Source organism: Stenotrophomonas sp. GQ19 (assembly GCF_059758695.1).
Genome location: NZ_JCAXES010000004.1, coordinates 327,917 through 345,946, shown reverse-complemented (window position 1 = coordinate 345,946; position 18,030 = coordinate 327,917). Strand labels below are relative to the sequence as shown.

22 protein-coding genes are annotated in these 18,030 nt (G+C 63.8%); 9 read left to right on the top strand and 13 right to left on the bottom strand.

Translation table 11 applies throughout. The features are described 5' to 3' along the window. Positions 1 to 452 precede the first annotated feature (452 nt). The 3 genes from AC6CHL_RS10920 to AC6CHL_RS10910 all read right to left on the bottom strand — a co-directional run bounded on the left by AC6CHL_RS10920 (position 453) and on the right by AC6CHL_RS10910 (position 3,074). Complete coding sequence (locus tag AC6CHL_RS10920; RefSeq protein ID WP_498294346.1) at positions 453 to 992, bottom strand: hypothetical protein; 540 nt, start codon at positions 990 to 992, stop codon at positions 453 to 455. Further along, positions 980 to 1,840, bottom strand: a complete 861-nt coding sequence (locus AC6CHL_RS10915) for a hypothetical protein (protein WP_498294345.1) — start codon at positions 1,838 to 1,840, stop codon at positions 980 to 982. The genes AC6CHL_RS10920 and AC6CHL_RS10915 overlap by 13 nt, the downstream gene beginning before the upstream one ends. Before the next feature lie 607 nt (positions 1,841 to 2,447). Continuing rightward, the gene (locus tag AC6CHL_RS10910; RefSeq protein ID WP_498294344.1) at positions 2,448 to 3,074 is read right to left on the bottom strand and encodes a hypothetical protein; all 627 of its coding nucleotides are present in this window, start codon (positions 3,072 to 3,074) and stop codon (positions 2,448 to 2,450) included. A gap of 41 nt (positions 3,075 to 3,115) precedes the next feature. On the opposite strand from AC6CHL_RS10910, the gene AC6CHL_RS10905 reads away from it, so the two are divergent. Both AC6CHL_RS10905 and AC6CHL_RS10900 read left to right on the top strand, forming a co-directional pair. Beyond that, positions 3,116 to 3,394 (top strand): hypothetical protein, encoded by a 279-nt coding sequence (locus AC6CHL_RS10905; RefSeq protein WP_498294343.1) that lies wholly within the window; start codon positions 3,116 to 3,118, stop codon positions 3,392 to 3,394. A 13-nt stretch (positions 3,395 to 3,407) separates the two neighbouring features. Further along, entirely contained in the window at positions 3,408 to 3,623 is a 216-nt protein-coding gene (locus AC6CHL_RS10900; RefSeq protein ID WP_498294342.1) for a helix-turn-helix transcriptional regulator, read from the top strand. Positions 3,624 to 3,820: 197 nt separating this feature from the next. Here AC6CHL_RS10900 and AC6CHL_RS10895 read toward each other — a convergent pair whose 3' ends face one another. Continuing rightward, positions 3,821 to 4,726, bottom strand: coding sequence for an ADP-ribosylglycohydrolase family protein (locus AC6CHL_RS10895; protein WP_498294341.1), 906 nt, complete (start codon positions 4,724 to 4,726; stop codon positions 3,821 to 3,823). 249 nt (positions 4,727 to 4,975) lie between these two features. Here AC6CHL_RS10895 and AC6CHL_RS10890 point away from each other — a divergent pair, with 249 nt between their 5' ends. Next, complete coding sequence (locus AC6CHL_RS10890; protein WP_498294340.1) at positions 4,976 to 5,485, top strand: P-loop nucleotide/nucleoside kinase family protein; 510 nt, start codon at positions 4,976 to 4,978, stop codon at positions 5,483 to 5,485. Between the two features lie 32 nt (positions 5,486 to 5,517). Here AC6CHL_RS10890 and AC6CHL_RS10885 read toward each other — a convergent pair whose 3' ends face one another. Beyond that, positions 5,518 to 5,949 (bottom strand): GNAT family N-acetyltransferase, encoded by a 432-nt coding sequence (locus AC6CHL_RS10885; protein ID WP_498294339.1) that lies wholly within the window; start codon positions 5,947 to 5,949, stop codon positions 5,518 to 5,520. 133 nt (positions 5,950 to 6,082) lie between these two features. Next, the gene (locus AC6CHL_RS10880; RefSeq protein ID WP_498294338.1) at positions 6,083 to 6,808 is read right to left on the bottom strand and encodes an enolase; all 726 of its coding nucleotides are present in this window, start codon (positions 6,806 to 6,808) and stop codon (positions 6,083 to 6,085) included. Between the two features lie 188 nt (positions 6,809 to 6,996). Between AC6CHL_RS10880 and AC6CHL_RS10875 the strand changes: the two genes are divergently transcribed. Continuing rightward, entirely contained in the window at positions 6,997 to 7,518 is a 522-nt protein-coding gene (locus AC6CHL_RS10875) for a DUF1203 domain-containing protein (RefSeq protein WP_498294337.1), read from the top strand. Here the strand turns inward: AC6CHL_RS10875 and AC6CHL_RS10870 are convergent. Genes AC6CHL_RS10870 through AC6CHL_RS10860 form a run of 3 tightly spaced genes read right to left on the bottom strand, consistent with a single transcriptional unit; the run spans position 7,476 to position 9,096 of the window. After that, positions 7,476 to 8,024, bottom strand: a complete 549-nt coding sequence (locus tag AC6CHL_RS10870) for a GNAT family N-acetyltransferase (RefSeq protein WP_498294336.1) — start codon at positions 8,022 to 8,024, stop codon at positions 7,476 to 7,478. The genes AC6CHL_RS10875 and AC6CHL_RS10870 overlap by 43 nt on opposite strands. Before the next feature lie 54 nt (positions 8,025 to 8,078). Continuing rightward, the gene (locus tag AC6CHL_RS10865; RefSeq protein ID WP_498294335.1) at positions 8,079 to 8,750 is read right to left on the bottom strand and encodes a hypothetical protein; all 672 of its coding nucleotides are present in this window, start codon (positions 8,748 to 8,750) and stop codon (positions 8,079 to 8,081) included. 34 nt (positions 8,751 to 8,784) lie between these two features. Further along, positions 8,785 to 9,096, bottom strand: coding sequence for a hypothetical protein (locus AC6CHL_RS10860; RefSeq protein ID WP_498294334.1), 312 nt, complete (start codon positions 9,094 to 9,096; stop codon positions 8,785 to 8,787). A 120-nt stretch (positions 9,097 to 9,216) separates the two neighbouring features. On the opposite strand from AC6CHL_RS10860, the gene AC6CHL_RS10855 reads away from it, so the two are divergent. From AC6CHL_RS10855 to AC6CHL_RS10835, 5 genes are all read left to right on the top strand, one after another. After that, a complete protein-coding gene (locus tag AC6CHL_RS10855) occupies positions 9,217 to 9,627 on the top strand; it encodes a g-type lysozyme inhibitor (protein WP_448133428.1) in 411 nt (136 codons plus the stop codon). Between the two features lie 2 nt (positions 9,628 to 9,629). Beyond that, a complete protein-coding gene (locus AC6CHL_RS10850; RefSeq protein ID WP_498294333.1) occupies positions 9,630 to 10,298 on the top strand; it encodes a hypothetical protein in 669 nt (222 codons plus the stop codon). Positions 10,299 to 10,386: 88 nt separating this feature from the next. Beyond that, on the top strand, positions 10,387 to 10,629 hold the full coding sequence (locus tag AC6CHL_RS10845) for a hypothetical protein (protein ID WP_498294332.1): 243 nt from the start codon (positions 10,387 to 10,389) through the stop codon (positions 10,627 to 10,629). Between the two features lie 131 nt (positions 10,630 to 10,760). Further along, positions 10,761 to 11,627 (top strand): endonuclease/exonuclease/phosphatase family protein, encoded by an 867-nt coding sequence (locus tag AC6CHL_RS10840; RefSeq protein WP_498294331.1) that lies wholly within the window; start codon positions 10,761 to 10,763, stop codon positions 11,625 to 11,627. Positions 11,628 to 11,778: 151 nt separating this feature from the next. After that, entirely contained in the window at positions 11,779 to 12,162 is a 384-nt protein-coding gene (locus AC6CHL_RS10835) for a VOC family protein (RefSeq protein WP_498294330.1), read from the top strand. 1 nt (position 12,163) lies between these two features. Here the strand turns inward: AC6CHL_RS10835 and AC6CHL_RS10830 are convergent, their stop codons facing one another. The 4 genes from AC6CHL_RS10830 to AC6CHL_RS10815 all read right to left on the bottom strand — a co-directional run bounded on the left by AC6CHL_RS10830 (position 12,164) and on the right by AC6CHL_RS10815 (position 17,943). Then, positions 12,164 to 12,430 (bottom strand): hypothetical protein, encoded by a 267-nt coding sequence (locus tag AC6CHL_RS10830; protein ID WP_498294329.1) that lies wholly within the window; start codon positions 12,428 to 12,430, stop codon positions 12,164 to 12,166. Positions 12,431 to 12,585: 155 nt separating this feature from the next. Further along, a complete protein-coding gene (locus AC6CHL_RS10825; protein ID WP_498294328.1) occupies positions 12,586 to 14,016 on the bottom strand; it encodes an efflux transporter outer membrane subunit in 1,431 nt (476 codons plus the stop codon). After that, positions 14,010 to 14,747 carry an SDR family oxidoreductase gene (locus AC6CHL_RS10820; protein WP_498294327.1) on the bottom strand — a complete coding sequence of 246 codons (738 nt, stop codon included), beginning with the start codon at positions 14,745 to 14,747 and terminating at the stop codon, positions 14,010 to 14,012. Before AC6CHL_RS10820 ends, AC6CHL_RS10825 begins: the two co-directional genes overlap by 7 nt. Positions 14,748 to 14,772: 25 nt before the next feature. After that, positions 14,773 to 17,943, bottom strand: coding sequence for an efflux RND transporter permease subunit (locus AC6CHL_RS10815; protein ID WP_038688975.1), 3,171 nt, complete (start codon positions 17,941 to 17,943; stop codon positions 14,773 to 14,775). Positions 17,944 to 18,030: the final 87 nt, after the last annotated feature.

Genomic DNA, 18,030 nt, shown 5'->3' with positions numbered 1-18,030 from the left:
CATTGATGCAGCCCCCTACCATGTCAAGGTCGGGGGAAGATCAACAAAAACAAAGACTAAGCCGATCACCCGCGATCACTTGTGCTCTTTGGGAATCAATGACTTGCCAATGCACTGGGGTCAGTTTGGGGTCATCCCTTCCGCTTGAGCTCCAAAGCCTTGACGAGGCGCGGCTCCCACTCTACGAAGCCTCAAACGGTCTTTGTGCAGGAGTGCCCATAGCGTGGAGCCGATGACTCCTGGTCGTAACGGTTGCATGCTTGGCCCTTCATGTGTCGGCTAGAAGGCGCCGGTCCACCCCTCCCACGTCACTTGGTCACATGGGTGCTGCCGGAGCCGGAGCACCTCCGCGTTGTCGCACAGATGTACTCGCAGCGGCCCGCCGACGAGGCTTATCAAAAAGCAAAAAAATCCCCGGCACTGCCGGGGACTTTCTTCACCCATCACCGGACCTATCGACCCGTCCCTGAAGAACCTTGACCATCGCTCGACTGAACCTTTACTTGCTCAGCCTTGCGCAACTCGATCACGCGATCTAGCGCTTCCATGTGGCGAGCCATCAGGTAGCCAGGAAGCCTGAAAGACCAAATCATGGCCATGGACGCCAAGAAGACCAGAGCGTATTCGATTCGCAACTGCATCTTCATGGGCCATGCAAAATCCAGCGAAACTATAAACGCCAGCGTAAGCACGACAAGATAGAGAGAGAAAAGCCGGCGGTGAGATCGAAGCTCCCTCTTAATCAACTCAAGATCCGCAACATTACTGCGCCAACTTTTCCCCCTCAGAGCACGCTCATCGGAGACAATCGCAAATACCGCAATGAGAAAGCCCGCCAATATAGAGAAAACGGTCGACAGAATCGTGAGTGCATTCGAATTGTTGTGATACTTATCCTGAAAAAAGTAGGCAGCGGCGACAGAAATGACGACGCTACCACAACTGAATGCAGCTTTTTTCAAGCTAATTTTCTGTTTAATTAAACCTTCCATCGCCCTGATCCAGCGAGCTCCGCACGGAACTCTTTTATTTTATTCCAAGCATCAGTGAAGTCCAAATCATTTTGCTTAGCGAACCGCTTAATCGACTTGGTGGAAGAAAGTGAAAGACTATCGGCGCTGATCGGATTATTCTTCGTTGTAAGGAATCCAACGTCAGCCCCCGGCGGTGCATCGTCCATCGCCTGCTGGGCGACTTCTTGAAGCGCTTGGTACATCATAGGCTCTCCGCGCGAACCCTTCTTCACACTGATGACCGTCGTGACGTTCAACTCGTCAAAGCTATTTGCGATTGTCGCACGTGCCGCCTGACTGGGAGATTCCTCCAAAAACTCTTCGCGAACACCGCGCCAGAAAACGTCGAATCCATCCCGAAGGGCGTTCTTCTTCTTGGACTTTTTTGCGACCTGGGTTGCCGCATAACTTGCGGCAGATATCCTTATTTCCTTTACACCTTCAACCGCCAGGGTTTTCGCCATGTCTTGGTCAAGTCGGGAGATCAAACCAAACATTTCCGCTGGCGCTCCAAACTTGCCGAGGCCAATCAGAGCTTTCAGATAGGCTTCGAGGGTTCCCCGGCTCATGCCACCGTCATTGCAAAAGAGAACCTCATTGTCGTCAATGACACAAAAGCTATCTGCGAGCTTGAATACTCGGCCCGGCGGCGGCGCTTCGGGGGCATTTGCATCGGCATCCGCTTTCACGCCCAAGCCCATCGTCGCCATTCCCTCGCCTTTAACGCCGAGGCCGATAGCCAATGACACCGAATCGGGAGACACCACTTCACGCTCACGTACCGCCAGCGTGCCGGTGGACGCCATCAAAATTTCGGTTTGCTCCATAGTCCGGGTTTTAAGAACGCTTCGGACCATCTCCTCCAAAGTTCGCTTAACCTTGGTAGCGTCATTAAAAACGACGCGGACATAATAAATGCGCTTTTGCGAGCTCCGTGCCACTCTATTCCCCTGTGATCTCAAAAGATGCGACAGGCGCACTACGGTTATGTGGTGCGTCCCTGCACAACGGCACTTTAGACCATAATCGGCTTGCGCCCAAATCCTGACCGGAACTGGGCGAAAGGCACATTATTTACACTATAAAATCAATCACTTAGCGCTCGAAGACGCGATCTGTTGTGGTCATTTTCATCCGCCCGGGCTGCAGCAATGCGGTCAGCAGAAAGCCTCCCGCGACAGCGCGGCACACACCCGCGTTCATGAAATCCGCCTGGGCTCTGGCCGCAGCCATGACCTCAGACCGCTCGAAGCTGTTCTGGAGCCTTGAGCCCAGCTTCAAGGCCTCGCGCAGTCTGCGCTGCTGCTGCACCTCAAGGCGCAGACGGACCTGGTGCCGGATTGCCCAACGCTCCGAGCCGGTGACGCCCTGCTCGTAGCTCGTGCATACCCTGCACGAGATCGACCTGGCAGCGGCGATGGGCGGGGCGTGATGCTACCTACGGCCGGCCCGGTTCCGGTAGTCGGCCATCAGCCATCCCACGCGCCTCTTGGACTCCGCTTCCGCCAGTGCAAGGGCCGCGAGCGCAGCATCGATGCCGCCCCGAATTATCTTGAACGTGACTTCCAGCTTCTCTTGCTCCAAATCCGGAAGCGCAGTAGCAGCGGCCAGAACCGCCTTGCTAGCCTCAATGGCGATGACCACGCCGGTTGCGACTTCAAGGTCAACAGCAGGCCACTTAGTGAGGTCGACTTCTCTCGTCGCCAGACGCGAGAGTCCGAATTTGATGCTATCGGCGTAGTGCATGCGGTGGTCGCGACGTATCAGGTTGTTGGCGTCGACCCACATCGAGACGTCAGTTTCCTTTCCCACCGGCAAGGCCTCATCAGTCTTTCTGAGGCACGCATGGGCGTCGACGATGTCGTGCATGTACGCCGCCATGAACAGTGCGTTGGCCTTCTTTCGCACGAGTCGACGCTGGATCGAGGGCGCAAACACGGCAGCAAAAACCGCAGCGACCGTACCCACAGCGGCCCAAGCATCCCAGTCGATCAGACAGTCCTTGCTCAGCCACCAGCACTGGCTCACCCCGTCCTTCATAGACCAAAGCTCGCTGAGCAATCCCATATCCTTCCCCTATCCGAGTTGGCGCCGATTCTGCCATGACTCAGCGACACATCAGCCACCCCGAGGGGCTGTCGGCCTGCGCCGCCGGTCACAGCGCGCGCCACATTCTCGACCTGCGCGGCGTCGACCGCGGCGGCGGACAACTAGTCGAGCGCAAATGCCGGGCCACCAGCAAGCGCGTGGAGCCCGACCAGGCCTTGGCCAAGTGGCGGCGCATCAATCGCCCTGCCCGGCGCCCCCAGTCAGCGCAGTGTTCCAACGTCGTACAGATCCCTCTTCGTCTCGTGGCCACGGCCACAGAGACCGCCGCCTGACCGCGAGGACCTCATGACCGAGACTGACACCCCTCCGCCCCGCTTCCTTCGCCTCAAAGAGGTCCAAGAGCGAGTTAGCATTTCAAAAACCACCATCTACGATCGCGTCAAAGCCAAGAGCTTTCCCGCACCGGTTCACCTAGGAACGATGGCAGCCTGGGTGTACGCCGAGGTCGATGCATGGATCCTTGAACGCATCAGCGAGCGGGACCAAGGCAAGGCGGCGTAGCCCGGCGGCATCCTTGGGGGCACACAACCAATTACGGTTGATTTTTTATACCTATATCAACAACTTACGTCACCTATACGGTTTGGGCCCACCTCCACCAATGACGGGTTCGAAAGAATCCGAAGAAGCCCGGGAATCCTTACACAATAAGGGTTCCCGGGCTTTTTAATTTCCGGCATGGGCTGTGCGCAGCCAGCCTATGCCTCGGCAAGATTGCGCTGCAGCAGGCCATCCGCCAATGCCGCGATCTCGTCTCCGCGGTGGACACGGGCGAGCCAAGCCGCTGGGACGCCGGCCACGCCGTAGAAGGCACCCGCCAGCTGACCGACAACCGCCGCGGTCGTATCCGCATCATCACCGAGGTTCGCAGCCTCCAGCACCGCACCAGCGAAGCTGTCGTGCTGGTGGAGGCACCACAACGCGGCTTCCAGGCTGTCCACGACGTAGCCTGTGCCACGTACCTGGTCGCGCGTGGCGCTCCGGTATCCGCCAGCGGCGATGTCGCACAGACGCTGGCTGGACACCTCGATGGCGGCCAGGTCCAACACCTCCGCCTTGTCGCACCCCGCCAACGCGCGTTCAAGCGCCACGGCCAGCAGGCGGCACGCGTCCAGACACTCCCCCGCCGCGTGCGTCGTGCGGGAACTCAGTACGGCCATGGCCTGCAGCTCCGGCTTCCCGGCAAACCGAAGGACCACGGGCGCCAAGCGCATGATCGATCCATTACCCGCGCTATCGGGGTCGGTGTTGCCGGCCAGAGGCTCCCCGGTCACGAGGTAGGTGTGGATCGCGCCGCGTGTTGCCACGCCGATATCGAAGCAGGTGCCCGTCGAGCTCCAGTAGCCATGCTGATACCAATTGGCGTAGCGGTTCATCTGATCCCGCGGATCGAACGCGTCGCAGCGGATCAGGCTCTCGGCCAGGCACAGGGCCATGGACGTGTCGTCCGTCCACTGTCCTGACTCCAGATCGAAGGGCCCGCCGCCCACCATGTCGGTCAGCGGTTCGAAGCTGCCGCGTGGCTTGAACTCCAGCGTGGTGCCAACGGCGTCGCCTGCGGCCAAGCCGAGCAAAGCGCCTCGGTATCGATTCTGTAGGTCCATGTGGCCATTCTAGGACAACAGCACCACCCGCGATGCAGGCCCACTGCTTCAGGCGCGCGGTGAACACGCCGCGCAACAACCGCGACGTACGGCGCGCTGCCGTGGCCTGAGCCCGCTCTCCACAACTGCTAATCTGATGCAGGAACTGACCCGCTTGCAGACAGACGTAGCGGCGAGCGAGGTTGGGCAGCGGCCATCGTGTATCGGGCCAACGCGTCTATTGAGTTGACCCCACCGCAAGGACAGAGAGTGCTTATCGTATTCAGCGGCCTTCCTGGCACCGGAAAAACCACTATCGCCAAGGGGCTCGCCGCGAAGGTTGGCGCTCTGTATCTGCGGATCGATACGATTGAGCAAGCGCTTCGAAACTCCGGTGCGCTTGCGCACGATGTGGGGCGTAGTGGCTACATGGTTGCCAATGCGCTTGCGCTGGACAATCTCCCTCTGGGACGGACAGTCATCGTTGATGGTGTGAATCCCGTAATGGAGAGCCGAACTGCCTGGAGCGAGATCGCCTCGAAGGCTGGCGTTGAGCTGGTGAATATTGAAGTGATCTGCTCGGATAAAAATGAACATCAGCGGCGGGTGGAAACAAGGCCGGGTGATGTTCCGGGGCTGACACCCCCCTCTTGGCAATCGGTGTTGGATCACGAGTATGAAGCGTGGGCCGATGCACCGTTTTCAATAGACACGGCACTGATGTCACCGGTGCAAGCCGTTTCGATTGTCACCCAGCACCTGATCGCCGGTCGCGGGTGATCCGCACCCCCTCGCTGGGGGTCGTCCGGCGCTCAGGCGGCGGACAGGTCTTTGCTGAGAAACACGCGACGCGTTCCGGCTGGTTCGCACGGTATCTCGCCGAACACCCGCCAACCGTGCTTCACATAGAAATCCGGCGCCTGGAAGCTGATGGTGTACAGCACACCAGAGCAGCACCCACGCCGCCTGGCTTCGTCCTCAGCGGCCGCGAGAATGCGCGCGCCGAGGCCATGCCCACGCAGTTCTGCCGGAAGGTGGAACAGATCAATGAACAACATCCCCAATGATGTCCGGCCAGTCAGACCGCCCAGCATCTTGCCGGTTTCGGGATCAGTGACCAGAACCGCCAACGCACGCCGGTCGGCGTAACCGGCCGCATCCAGATTGAAGCCATCCAATCCATTGGCGATCAGATCCAGCGCCTCTGCACCAGGCGAGTCTGTGATGGAGATATCGAACTGCATGGTTCCATCTGCTGGCAGTGTTGTGACCTTGAATCCTAGCAAATCGGAGCTGCTCCTCAGAGACAGCGGATCGCATGGGCACCACCCTCCCCCGCCCGCTCTTTCGCCCGCCGCCTCAACACCCCGTCGTCCATCAGGTCCAGTCAAACGAGAACAGCACGGTGCGGCTGTCCGGCTCGTACAGCATCACGATGGCATCCGGGCCGGTGGCACACCAGTTGTAACCGGCGACCGTGGCAACCGCGAAGAACGGTCTGCCCGCACGGGTGATACGCACATTCTCCGCATCGGCCGCGCGATCGCGCTCGTACATCAGCGGATCCAGCCACAGCTCGAACGCAGGCGGAATGGGCGCGGTCTCGGTCCAGTTGCCGTCGGAGATCTGTCCACCGAGTGTGTCCAGGTAGGCCTGCTCGTTGGGGCCGCCTTCGCCAAAGTGCGAATAGCTGGCCAACCGCCCATGGTCCTTGAAATAGGCCTTCGCCCTTTCGTAGCTGTCCCGCATTTCGCCGATGTGCTCCACCAGCTCCGGGTCCTGCACGTTGATCCCCAGGAAGTAGCCTTCTTCCCCGAGGAAACGCATGCGGTTGTCGGTCGTCAGCTCGAACGCGATCCAGTTGGTGCCGATGCATGCGTTGTGATGCGCCTCGGTCTCTTCGCCAAGGCATCCTTCATAGGGCTCGACGGGACACAGCATTGTGGCCACGGTGCCTGCCAGTTCCGGACGCAGAATGCCCAGGTCCACGGAGATCAGCGGCAGTAAATGCGCCGCCAACCAGGCCTGCCCGGGAGCGAATACGTCGGAGGGAAAGGGCGTGAGGCCTGGCTGGAGCTCCCGGATATCGGTCTGGTAGAACATGGCGGTCCCTGCATGAGAAAAAGACGGTCGATACGTCGTAGTGTGCACCCGGCCAGCGAGCGAAGGAAACGCTGCGGCTCCGACGGCGCCAAAAGCACGGTGTTATGTTGCCCGATGGTGTGGTGTCCAAAGATGGCGAGCAACTTCCCCCACATCGCATCACGATGGGCGCACACCAGGAGACGCCCATGCACCGTTGGCATCTGAGCGGCCTTGACCACCGCCAATTCGAACACCTCGTTGAGATGGATGACAGCGACCTCGCAGCGCGCGGGATCGTGCGCTGCGTAGCCACGCAGGATCACGGATTCCCGTGCCGCATCAGCCTCGTCGATGCACGCGTCGGCGAAGAACTGTTGCTGCTTCCCTACACGCACCTGGCATGCACCTCGCCCTACCGCGCATCCGGGCCGGTGTTCATCCGGTGCCATGCAGTACGCTGCGTGTTGCCACCCGGCGTGGTGCCGCCCTATGTGCACCGCCGGCAGATGTCGGTCCGCGCCTACGACGCCGGGGCATTCATGCTCAGCGGGCAGGTCTGCGAAGGCGCTGAAGTGGCCGCCACTCTGGACCAGCTGTTCGATGATCCCCACGTGCACCAGGTCCATCTGCACAACGCCGGGCGCGGCTGCTATTCCTGCCGTGCCGAACGCTGCACGACCGACGTTCAGCCCGACGCGACGCCGCCGTCGGTCGAGATCAATCCATAGACATCAAAGTCACGCGCCACACCCCGCACCTGCCGGAAGTGGCGTAGCCGGCCTTCGTGCTGGAAACCACAGCGGCGCAGCACGGCGGCGGAGGCCACGTTGGTGTCCAGCACGCACGCCCGGATGCGATGCCAGCCGAAGGCCGCCAACGCCCATCGGCTGACAGACTGGCACAGCGCGCTGGCGATCCCGCGCCCCCAGTACGCCGGGCAGAGTTCATAGGCGATTTCTGCGGTGCCATGCGGCCACTGGATGCTGTGGAAGCCGATGCTGCCCACCAAGGCACCGGCGCGATCCACGACGGCCATGCGGATCTGGGTAGGCGCGCGGGGTGTTTCCAGCGCGTCGAATATCGGGGCCAGATCGTCCACGGAGGAGAGCTGCCAGCTGGTGTGTTCCAGTACGCCCGGTTGCATCAGGCAGGCATACCAGTCGGCGGCGTCGTCCCGCACCAAGTGACGCAGGCTGACCTCGGGGTGCCCGGAAGGTGGAATGCTGGTGCGCATGATGCTGGGTGCCGGTGCGGTTTGCCTCAATCTGCCCGCGTCACACCGGATGGGTCAACCGGCAGCCGCGCTCAGGTGCTTATGGAACAGCCGCATCTCCTGCAGGTCGGGCGCGCGGTCCAACAGCGCCTGGTAGCGTGCTTGCAGCGCGTCGTGTGCCGAGCGCCGGTGCAACAGATACAGCGCAGGATAGTCGGTGTTGGCTTCGATCCATTCCGCTGCATCCGCCCTGCGGAACCACTCCAACGATAGCGTGACGCTGGCGGACAGCTGCGCCTGCCAGCCCGGCACTTCGTCGAGGCTGTCGAACGCGCGCAGCCAGATCCAGAAGCGCGCGTTGAAGGCTTCCAGCGCTTCGGTGTCGTCCCTGAGGCTCCGCCAATCAGTCAGCTCCGCCACCACCGGGTTGGACACACGGGCCTTGATGGTGGATTCGACCAGAGCGGGCGGCCAACTCTCCGGATAGTCGAATGCCTCGTCGCGCAGCGCCTGTTCCAGCACGGCGTTCACCCCTGCCATCAGCGTTCGATCAAGCAGACCCAGGGTGAGGTGGAGCGAGTACCACCCTTTCTGCTTGGACAACCCGACCGTGTAGCGGTGGGTGCGCCCGGATGCGCCGACGCGCTCGAAATGGCGCCCGCGCTTGAGCACGAATCCCGTGGCCGCGAACTCGGCGGCGACGGCATCGGTCAGCGTCTTCAGCATTGCCTGGGTAGCCTGGGTCACGCGTTACGCTCCTTGTGACGGTGCCGACGCTCGCTCACGGCAGGGTGAATTTCCGGGCCATGCGCAGCGGCCACACCGAGGTGAACTGCGCGCCGCCGACCAGCCGGTAGGCTGCGGAGACGCTGTGCAGCACCCCAAGCCGGTCCAGCACGTCCTTGGCCCGCCGAAAGACCGAGCGCGGGTCGTCGGTGAACATGAACAGGTTGATCTCCTTGGCACTGACGTCGTGGCCGTCCAGCGCCGCCGTCGTGCCCAGGACCTGGCTGAGCTCGGCCTCCAGGGTGCCCAGGAAGGCCTCGTCGTCCAGCGACTTTCTCCAGAACTTGATCACAAGCTGGTAATCCATCGGGGGGCCTGCCGTTCAAGAAGGGAACCACCAAGGTTACCCTCCCTGGCGTCATCGACAACACCTTGATGTGCAGGCGATCATGCTCCGGTCATCCCCTCCCGGACTGCGAAGATTGCCATGGCCCCCTTCCGTTCGATCCTGTTGACCGCCCTGCTCGCACTGGCCCCGACCCTGGCCGGCGCGGCCGACAAGGTCACCACCACGCCGGTGCAGTTCGCCAAGGGCACCAGCAGCGCCACGCTGCGCGGCACTGTTGCCGGCTACGACACCGTCCGTTATACGGTGGCCGCACGCGCCGGCCAGACCATGACCGTCACGCTGGGTGGCAGCGCCAACGCCAATCTCAACGTGTACGCGCCGGGCGTGGTGCCCGGCCAGGGCGAAGCACTGGGCAGCACCGATGAGACGCGGCGCTGGACCGGCACCCTGCCCGCCTCCGGCACCTACGTGGTGCAGGTCTATCAGATGCGTGCGCAGGCACGTCGCGGCGAGAAGGCACCGCATACGTTGACCGTTGCCATCCACTGACCATGGATTTCCTCAAACTGCTCCGGTCGCTGGAAGAGTTTCTCTACGAACTCTGTACCTGGTTCCTGTTCTTTCCGCGCACGTTGTACCGGGTCATCGTGTACCCGCGGCGCATGGCGCAGTACGTCAACACCGAGCTGACCCAGAAGCTGGACAACCAGTTCGACGATGCGATCAGCCCGCCGATGTTCCTGATGCTGGCGGTGCTGGTCGCACACGGTGTGGAGCTGCTGATGCACCAACAGGTGACCGGGACCGGGCAGCTGTCGCGCACGGTGTTCGGCAACGAGGAAAGCCTGCTGCTGTTTCGCTCGATCACCTTTGCGGTGTGGCCGCTGATCAGCAGCGTGCACCTGCTGCGGCGCAAGAAGGTGGCGATGACCCGCGAATCGCTGCGCCGGCCGTTCTTCATGCAGTGCTACCTGACGGCCCCGTTTGCGGTGGCGTTGTCGACCAGCATGGTGTTCGTACGCCTTCCGGGCGCACTGTCCACCCAGATCGGCATTGCGGTGTCGGTGCTGTCGCTGCTCTGGTATGCCGTGGTGCAGGCTGGCTGGCTGAAGGTGGCCCTGCAGCGATCGTGGCCGAACACGGTGCTGTCGACCGCGTGGGTGCTGATGCTGGGCATCGTGATCAACAGCCTGATCGGCTGGATCCTGCTGGCGAACTGAGCGTGCGGCAGTGCAGCGTTTACTGCACGTCGCGCCACATGCTAGATAAGTCCTGCGCATGTGCGCTGCAGAAGCAAGGAACCTGCTGATGAAACTGCATTTGGCCGCGATGGCCGCATTGGCAATCACGTTGGGCGCAACCGGAACCGTCGGCATGGCCAAGGCCTCGCCACTGGACGGTCATTTCACCGAGTGCGTCCCGTTCATGGTCGCCAAGTATGTGTACCACCAGCGGTGCACCACCTATTACCTGGACGAGAACGGCAATCGCCACGTTGCCAGTGTCTACCACATCGACCAGGACGGGCAGTGGTACGTGCCCAACGAGTAAGACGGCGGCGTTGAGCCGCACGGGGTAGGCGCGCTCCGCCTGCCCCTCCATCCGCCAATGCGTGCAATTCCCCCTGGCCCCATTCCATGCGACCCTTCGGGGAAACGTTTTCATGGGATGGAGGGATTCCAATGTTGTCTCGTTTTCGTCGTACCGCGCTGCTGGCGCTGATGGCCTTGTCATTGCCCGTCGGCCACGCACTGGCCGAAACGGCTGCCCCGCTGCGGGTGATGTCATTCAATGTGCGCACCCCCGTGGATACCGAACCCGGCCGCCGCTGGGACGACCGCCGCGATGCGATGGTCAGCCTGCTGCGCGAGCAGCACCCGGCGGTGTTCGGCACGCAGGAGCTGGTGCAGAAGCAGGCCGATTACCTGGTGGCCCACCTGCCCGGGTACCGCTGGTTCGGCAAGGACCGGCGCGGCGGCAGCGGCGACGAACATATGGGCGTGTTCTACGACAGCGCGCAGCTGACGGTGGTGGAACAGGGCGATTTCTGGTTGTCCGACACGCCCGACGTGCCGGGCAGCATCACTTGGGGCAATCTCATGCCGCGCATGGTCACCTGGGCCTTGTTCCAGCGCCAGGCCGACGGCAAGCAGTTCTACCTGCTCAACACCCACCTGCCCTACCGCGACGAAGACGAGCCGCGCCGCGTGCTGGGCGCCAAGCTGATCGCCACGCGCCTGGCCACGCTTCCCAAGGACATCCCGGTGGTGGTCACCGGCGACTTCAACAGCGAACCGGGCAGCACCACCTACCAGGCGTTCACCGCGGCACTGAGCGATGCCCGCAAGCTGGCCACCAAGGTCGATGGCCCGCGGCTGACCTTCCACGACTTCACCGGCAAGCCGACCGTGGAACTGGACTGGATCCTGGTGCGCGGCTTCAAGGTCGACCGTTTCCAGACGCTCGACGATGCGCCCGGCGGCGTGCTGCCGTCGGATCATTATCCGGTGCAGGCCGAGCTGCGCTTCCCGGCCGCGACAGCGCGCTGAGGCAACCCGTGCAGGCCGTGCCGCACATCGCGGCGCGGGCCTGGGCACCGTAGCGGCCGCTGCGGTTGGGACAGCGCGGGCGGGGCTACGTCACGCCCCGTCGATGCCCGCGGTGCGATACCGGCACCCTCCCACCCTGGAGGTGTCCACCATGTCCCACCGCAGCCGCCTGGCCGGTTTCATCATCGATTGCCACAACACCCCCGCCGACGAAGCCGCTGCCTTCTGGTCGGCAGCACTGGGGTACCGCGCGCAACCGGCCTATAGCGAAGAGGGGGCCGAGTACGCCGACCTGGCCGGGGCGCCAGCCGGGCTGAATGTGGAAGTGCAGCGGGTGGACCACGCGTCACGCGTGCACCTGGATATCGAAAGCGACGACATCGACGCCGAGGCCGCGCGCCTGGAAGCACTGGGGGCGCGCCGGATCGGATTCGTCAAACGCTGGTGGGTGATGGAAGCCCCTACCGGACACCGGTTCTGCATCGTGCGCATGCGCGATGGGCAGGAGGGTGCGGCGGTCAACCACTGGGATTGAGTCAGGGCCTGCGTTGGCTGGCGCGCTCCCCCAACAGCCGGCACACCGCCAGATGCTGGTCGCGCGCCTGGCAGATCCGGGCCACGATGGCCAGGAACACCCCGATAAGAAGGACGCCGATGGCCAGCAGCGTGTCGGGAAGCCTGGCAAAGCCGAGCGCCACAATCACTGCGGCAAGCACCAGCAGCGTGATCGCGCCGGGCGACAATGCCGATTGCCCGTTCTGGGCCGGCGTGGCGTCGCCTCGCCACGGGTTGGGTTTGATCATGGAAACGTCCCCGGTAAAAGGGACGTTTTGTATCACTTGGATTGATGTCTACGGCAGTGGCAAAGCCGCCAATGGCCTCTTTTCTGGCTCGCAGTCGCGGCAAACTCTGACGCAGCGCACAGGTGAGGGCGGCCAGGCCGCCCTCACCTGCCAGGTCAGCGCAGCGTGCCGACCACGGCCGGTGGTGCGGCATCCTGCTGCTGGCCCCAACCACCCAGGGCCTTGTACACCCCCACCACGCTGACGTTGACCGTGGATTCGGCCGCCGCCAGTGCGTCGTCCGCCGCCAGCTGGGTGCGTTGCGCATCCAGCAGGGTCAGGAAGTCTTCCGAACCCTCGCGGTAGCGGATCTGCGCCAACTGCTCGGCACGCCTCGCGGCCTGCGCCTGCTCGGCGACGATGGCCAGCCGCGACTGCTGCTTGGCATACCGGGTGAGCGCGTTCTCGGTGTCCTCCAGCGCCAACAGCACCGCCTTCTCGTACTCGGCCGCCACACCGTCGGCCTGCGCCTTGCTGGCACGCAGGCGCGCCCGCACGGTACCGAAATCGAACGCGGCCCAGCTGATCGACGGGGTCACCGACCACGCCTTGTTGGCACCGTTGACCAGGCCGCTGGCATCGCCGGACAGGAAGCCGACGAAGCCGGTCAGGCTGATCCGCGGGAACAGATCGGCCGTGGCCACGCCCACGCGGGCAGTAGCAGCGGCCAGGCGGCGTTCGGCACTGCGCACGTCGGCACGCTGGCGCAGCAGGTCGGTGGTGTCACCCAACGGCAGCTGCTTGGCGTAGGCCGGTACTTCGCGCGGCTGCAGCAACTCGTCCAGTGCATCCGGACGCTGCCCCAGCAACACCGCCAGGCGGTGCCGCGACTGCACTTCGGCCACTTCCAGCAGTGGGATGTCGGCCTCGATCGCCTTCAGGCGTGCGCGGCTGCTCTGCACGTCCAGCTCGCTGCCGGCGCCCAGCTCCCAGCGGGCCTCGGTCAGGCGCTGGGTATCGCGCAGGTTGACCAGGGTGCGTTTGGCCACGTCGATGCGCTTTTGCGACCCACGCAGTTCGAAGTAGTTGCGCGCCACTTCGGCGGCCACGGTGACCTGGGCATCGGCTAGGTTGTCCTGCTCGGCACCGAGGTCCGCACGCGCCGCTTCGGCGGCACGGCGCTGGCGACCGAACAGGTCCAGCTCCCAGCCGGCGTCAAAGCCGAGCTGGTAGGTTTCGCTGAAGACACGCTCGCCGCCCACGGTGGCATCGGGCTGCTTGCGGCGGTCGTAGCTGCCGCCGGCGGTGACGTGCGGCAGCTGGTCCAGCCGCTGCTCGACGAACACCGCGCGCGCTTCACGCACGCGGGCCATCGCGATGCGCAGGTCCAGGTTGGTGCCCAGTGCGTCGTGCACCAGCTGTTCCAGCACCGGGTCATCGAACTGCGCCCACCAGCTTGCCACCGGCGAGGCGGAGGTGAACACCGGCGCGGCGGCGCCCTGCAGGGTCACCGGCGTAGCCGGTGGCGCCTGGTAGTTGGGGCCGACGCTGACGCAGCCGGCCAGCAGCGCGCTGGTCACGGCCACGGTCAACAGGCGGATCACCATGGCAGCACCTCGCCGAGGTAGGTGAAGCTGCCGTTCGGGCCGTCGGCACCGATCAGCGCCATGCCCACGCTGGAGCGTGCGCCTTCGCTGATTTCGATCTCGCCTTCGCCACCGTTCATGTCGGTTTTGACGTAGCCGGGATGCACGGTGTTGACCTTGGTGGTGCCGTCGCGCAGCTCATAGGCCAGCTGCACGGTCCAGGCATTCACCGCGCTCTTGGAGGCGTTGTAGGCCGGCACCGCAAAGCCATAGATCGGCGAACCCGGCTGGCTGTGCAGGGTCAGCGAGCCCAGGATGCTGGACACGTTGACGATGCGGCCCGCCGGCGAGGCGGTGATCAGCGGCAGGAACGCCTGGGTAACGGCGATGACCGCGAACACGTTGGTGTCGAAGGTCTCGCGCCAGGTCTGCAGGGTCTGCGCCGACGGTGCCAGCTTGATGTCATCGAGCAGGATGCCGGCGTTGTTGACCAGGATGTCCAGGCGGCCGTGACGTTCGGTCACGGTCTGCACGGCGGCGGCGATGCTGGCAGCATCACCCACGTCCAGCTGGATCGCCTCCACCGGCAGGCCTTCGGCCTGCAGCTTCAGCGCCTCGGCCACGGCGACGTCGCGCTTGCGCCCGGCCAGCAGCGTGTGCACGCCGGCCTGGGCCAGCTGGCGGACGGTTTCCAAGCCGATGCCGCGGGTGGCACCGGTGACCAGAGCGATCGCTTGGGTAGCGGTATTCATGTATGAAACCTCGCGGGGGATGGGATCAATGGTGGATGGTGGGTTCGCCGTGGGTCACCAGCTGCCCGCCGCCGTTACGGCTGACGAACTTGCGCAGGGCCACGTAGAACACCGGGGTCAGGAACAGGCCGAACAGGGTCACGCCCAGCATGCCGGCGAACACCGTGATGCCGGTGACAGAGCGCACCTCGGCGCCAGCGCCGTGCGAGAGCACCAGCGGGATGGTGCCGGCGATGAAGGCGATGGAGGTCATCACGATCGGGCGCAGACGCAGGCGGCAGGCTTCCAGCGCGGCCTCCACGATGCCCTTGCCACCCATCTCCAGCTCCCGGGCGAACTCGACGATCAGGATCGCGTTCTTGCATGCCAGGCCCATCAGCACCACCAGGCCAACCTGCACGAACACGTTGTTGTCGCCACCGGTCATCCACACGCCGAACAACGCCGACAGCAGGGTCATCGGGACGATCAGGATCACCGCCAACGGCAGCGACCAGCTTTCATACAGCGCAGCCAGCACCAGGAACGCCAGCAGGATGGCGACCGGGAACACGATGAAGGCGGCCTTGCCCTGGGTGGCCTGCTGGTAGCTCAGGTCGGTCCATTCGGTGGCCATGCCGACCGGCAGCACCTTGGCGGCGATGGCGGTGAGGTTGGTCATCGCTTCCGCCGACGACAGCATGCGCGGATCGGCCTCACCGGCCAGGTCGGCGGCCGGGTAGCCGTTGAAGCGCAGCACCGGGTCCGGGCCGAAGGTTTCCTTGACGGTGACCATCGAGCCAATCGGCACCATTTCACCACGGTCGTTGCGGGTACGCAGCTTGCCGATGTCCTCGACGCTGTCACGGAACTGGCCGTCAGCCTGGGCGATGACCTGCCAGGTGCGACCGAACTGGTTGAAGTCGTTGACGTACGACGAGCCCAGGTAGGTCTGCAGGGTGTCGAACAGCTCGGTGAGCTGCACGCCCTGTGCCTTGGCCTTGACGCGGTCCACTTCAGCATCCAGCTGCGGCACGTTGGCCTGGTAGCTGGTGATCGGGAACGCCATGCCCGGCGTCTGCGCGACCGCACCCTGCATCGACTGCACCGCGTTCTGCAACGCGCCGTAGCCCAGGTTGCCACGGTCCTGGATGAACATCTGGTAGCCGTTGCCGTTACCCAGGCCGAGGATCGGCGGCGGCATCATCGCAAAGGCAAAGCCTTCCTGCAGCCCGGCGATCTTCTGGTTGATCTCGGCGTTGATCTGCGCGGCGGTGCGGCCATGGCGCTCGTTGAACGGCTTGAGAGGAATGAACGCCACGCCGGTATTGGGCGTGTTGGTGAACTGCAGCGCGTTGAGGCCGGGGAACGAGATCGTGTGGGCCACGCCATCGGTTTCCTGGGCGATCTTGGCCACCTTGCGCAGCATTTCATCGGTACGCGCGATCGACGAGCCTTCCGGCAGCTTCACACCGGCGATCAGGTACAGCTTGTCCTGGGTCGGGATGAAGCCCGGCGGCACCAGCTTGAAGATGAAGCCGGTCCCCACCAGCAGCACCGCATACACCACGAACACCGCCCCGCGGCGACCGAGGATCTTCGACACGCCGCGCTCGTACTTCTCCGAGCTGGACTTGAAGAAGCGGTTGAACGGACGGAACACCCAGCCGAACAGACGGTCGATGATGCGGGTCGGGGCATCCTTCGGCGCGCCATGCGGCTTGAGCAGGCGGGCGGCCAGGGCCGGCGACAGGGTCAGCGAGTTGATCGCCGAGATCACCGTGGAGATGGCGATGGTGACCGCGAACTGCTTGTAGAACTGGCCGGTGACGCCCGACAGGAACGCCATCGGCACGAACACGGCACACAGCACCAGCGCGATGGCGATGATCGGGCCGGACACTTCACGCATCGCCTGATGCGCAGCCGCCAGCGGGGTCAGGCCTTCTTCGATGTTGCGTTCAACGTTCTCCACCACCACGATCGCATCGTCGACCACGATGCCGATGGCCAGCACCAAGCCGAACAGGCTCAGCGTATTGATCGAGAAGCCCAGCAGGTACAGCGCACCGAACGTACCCACGATGGACACCGGCACGGCGATCAACGGAATGATCGAGGCGCGCCAGGTCTGCAGGAACAGGATCACCACCAGCACCACCAGCGCGATGGCTTCCAGCAGGGTGGACACCACGGCCTTGATCGAGTCACGCACGAAGATGGTGGTGTCATACACCGCTTCGTACTTCACATCGGCGGGCATGGTCTTCTGCATCTCGTCCATGCTGGCCATCACCGCATCGCGGATCTCCAGCGCGTTGGCGCCGGGGGCCTGGAAGATACCGATGCCGACCGCGTTCTTGCCGTCCAGCTGCGAGCGCAGGGTGTAGTCGCCGGCGCCCAGTTCCACCCGGGCCACGTCCGACAGCCGCACCACTTCACCGTCGGTACCGCTCTTGAGCACGATGTCGCCGAATTCCTTTTCGCTGCGCAGGCGGCCCTGGGCATTGATCAGGGTCAGGAACTGGCTGTTGGGCATCGGCTCGGCGCCGAGCTGGCCGGCCGAGACCTGCACGTTCTGCTCGCGCATGGCACCGACCACGTCGCTGGCGGTCAGGCCGCGCGCGGCCACCTTGTCCGGGTCCAGCCAGGCGCGCATGGCGTAGTCGCCACCGCCGAAGATCTGCGCATCGCCCACGCCCTGGATACGCGCCAGGGCGTCCTTGACGTGCAGGCGGGCATAGTTGCGCAGGTACAGGGTGTCGTACTTGCCGTTGGGCGAGGTCAGGTGCACCACCATCAGGAAGGTGGGCGACTGCTTCTGGGTAGTCACGCCTTGGCGGCGGACATCCTCGGGCAGGCGCGCCTGGGCCTGGGCAACGCGGTTCTGCACCTTCACCGCCGCTTCGTCCGGGTCGGTGCCCGGGCGGAAGGTGATGGTCATCTGCAGCACGCCGTCAGAGCCGGCCACCGACTTGAGGTAGATCATGCCTTCGACGCCGTTGATGGCCTCTTCCAGCGGGGTGGCCACGGTTTCGGCGATCACCTTGGGGTTGGCGCCGGGGTACACGGTACGCACCACCACCGACGGCGGCACCACTTCCGGGTACTCGCCGATGGGCAGCATCGGAATGGAGATCAGGCCGGCGGCGAAGATCACGATCGACAACACCGCCGCGAAAATCGGCCTGTCGATGAAGAAACGGGAAAAGTCCATGGGTGGATTCCTGGGGTTTCACCATCGCCGGCGTGCACGACCCCGGCCGCTGTCACAGGTGACAGCGGTGGCGGGCTCCCCTGCACG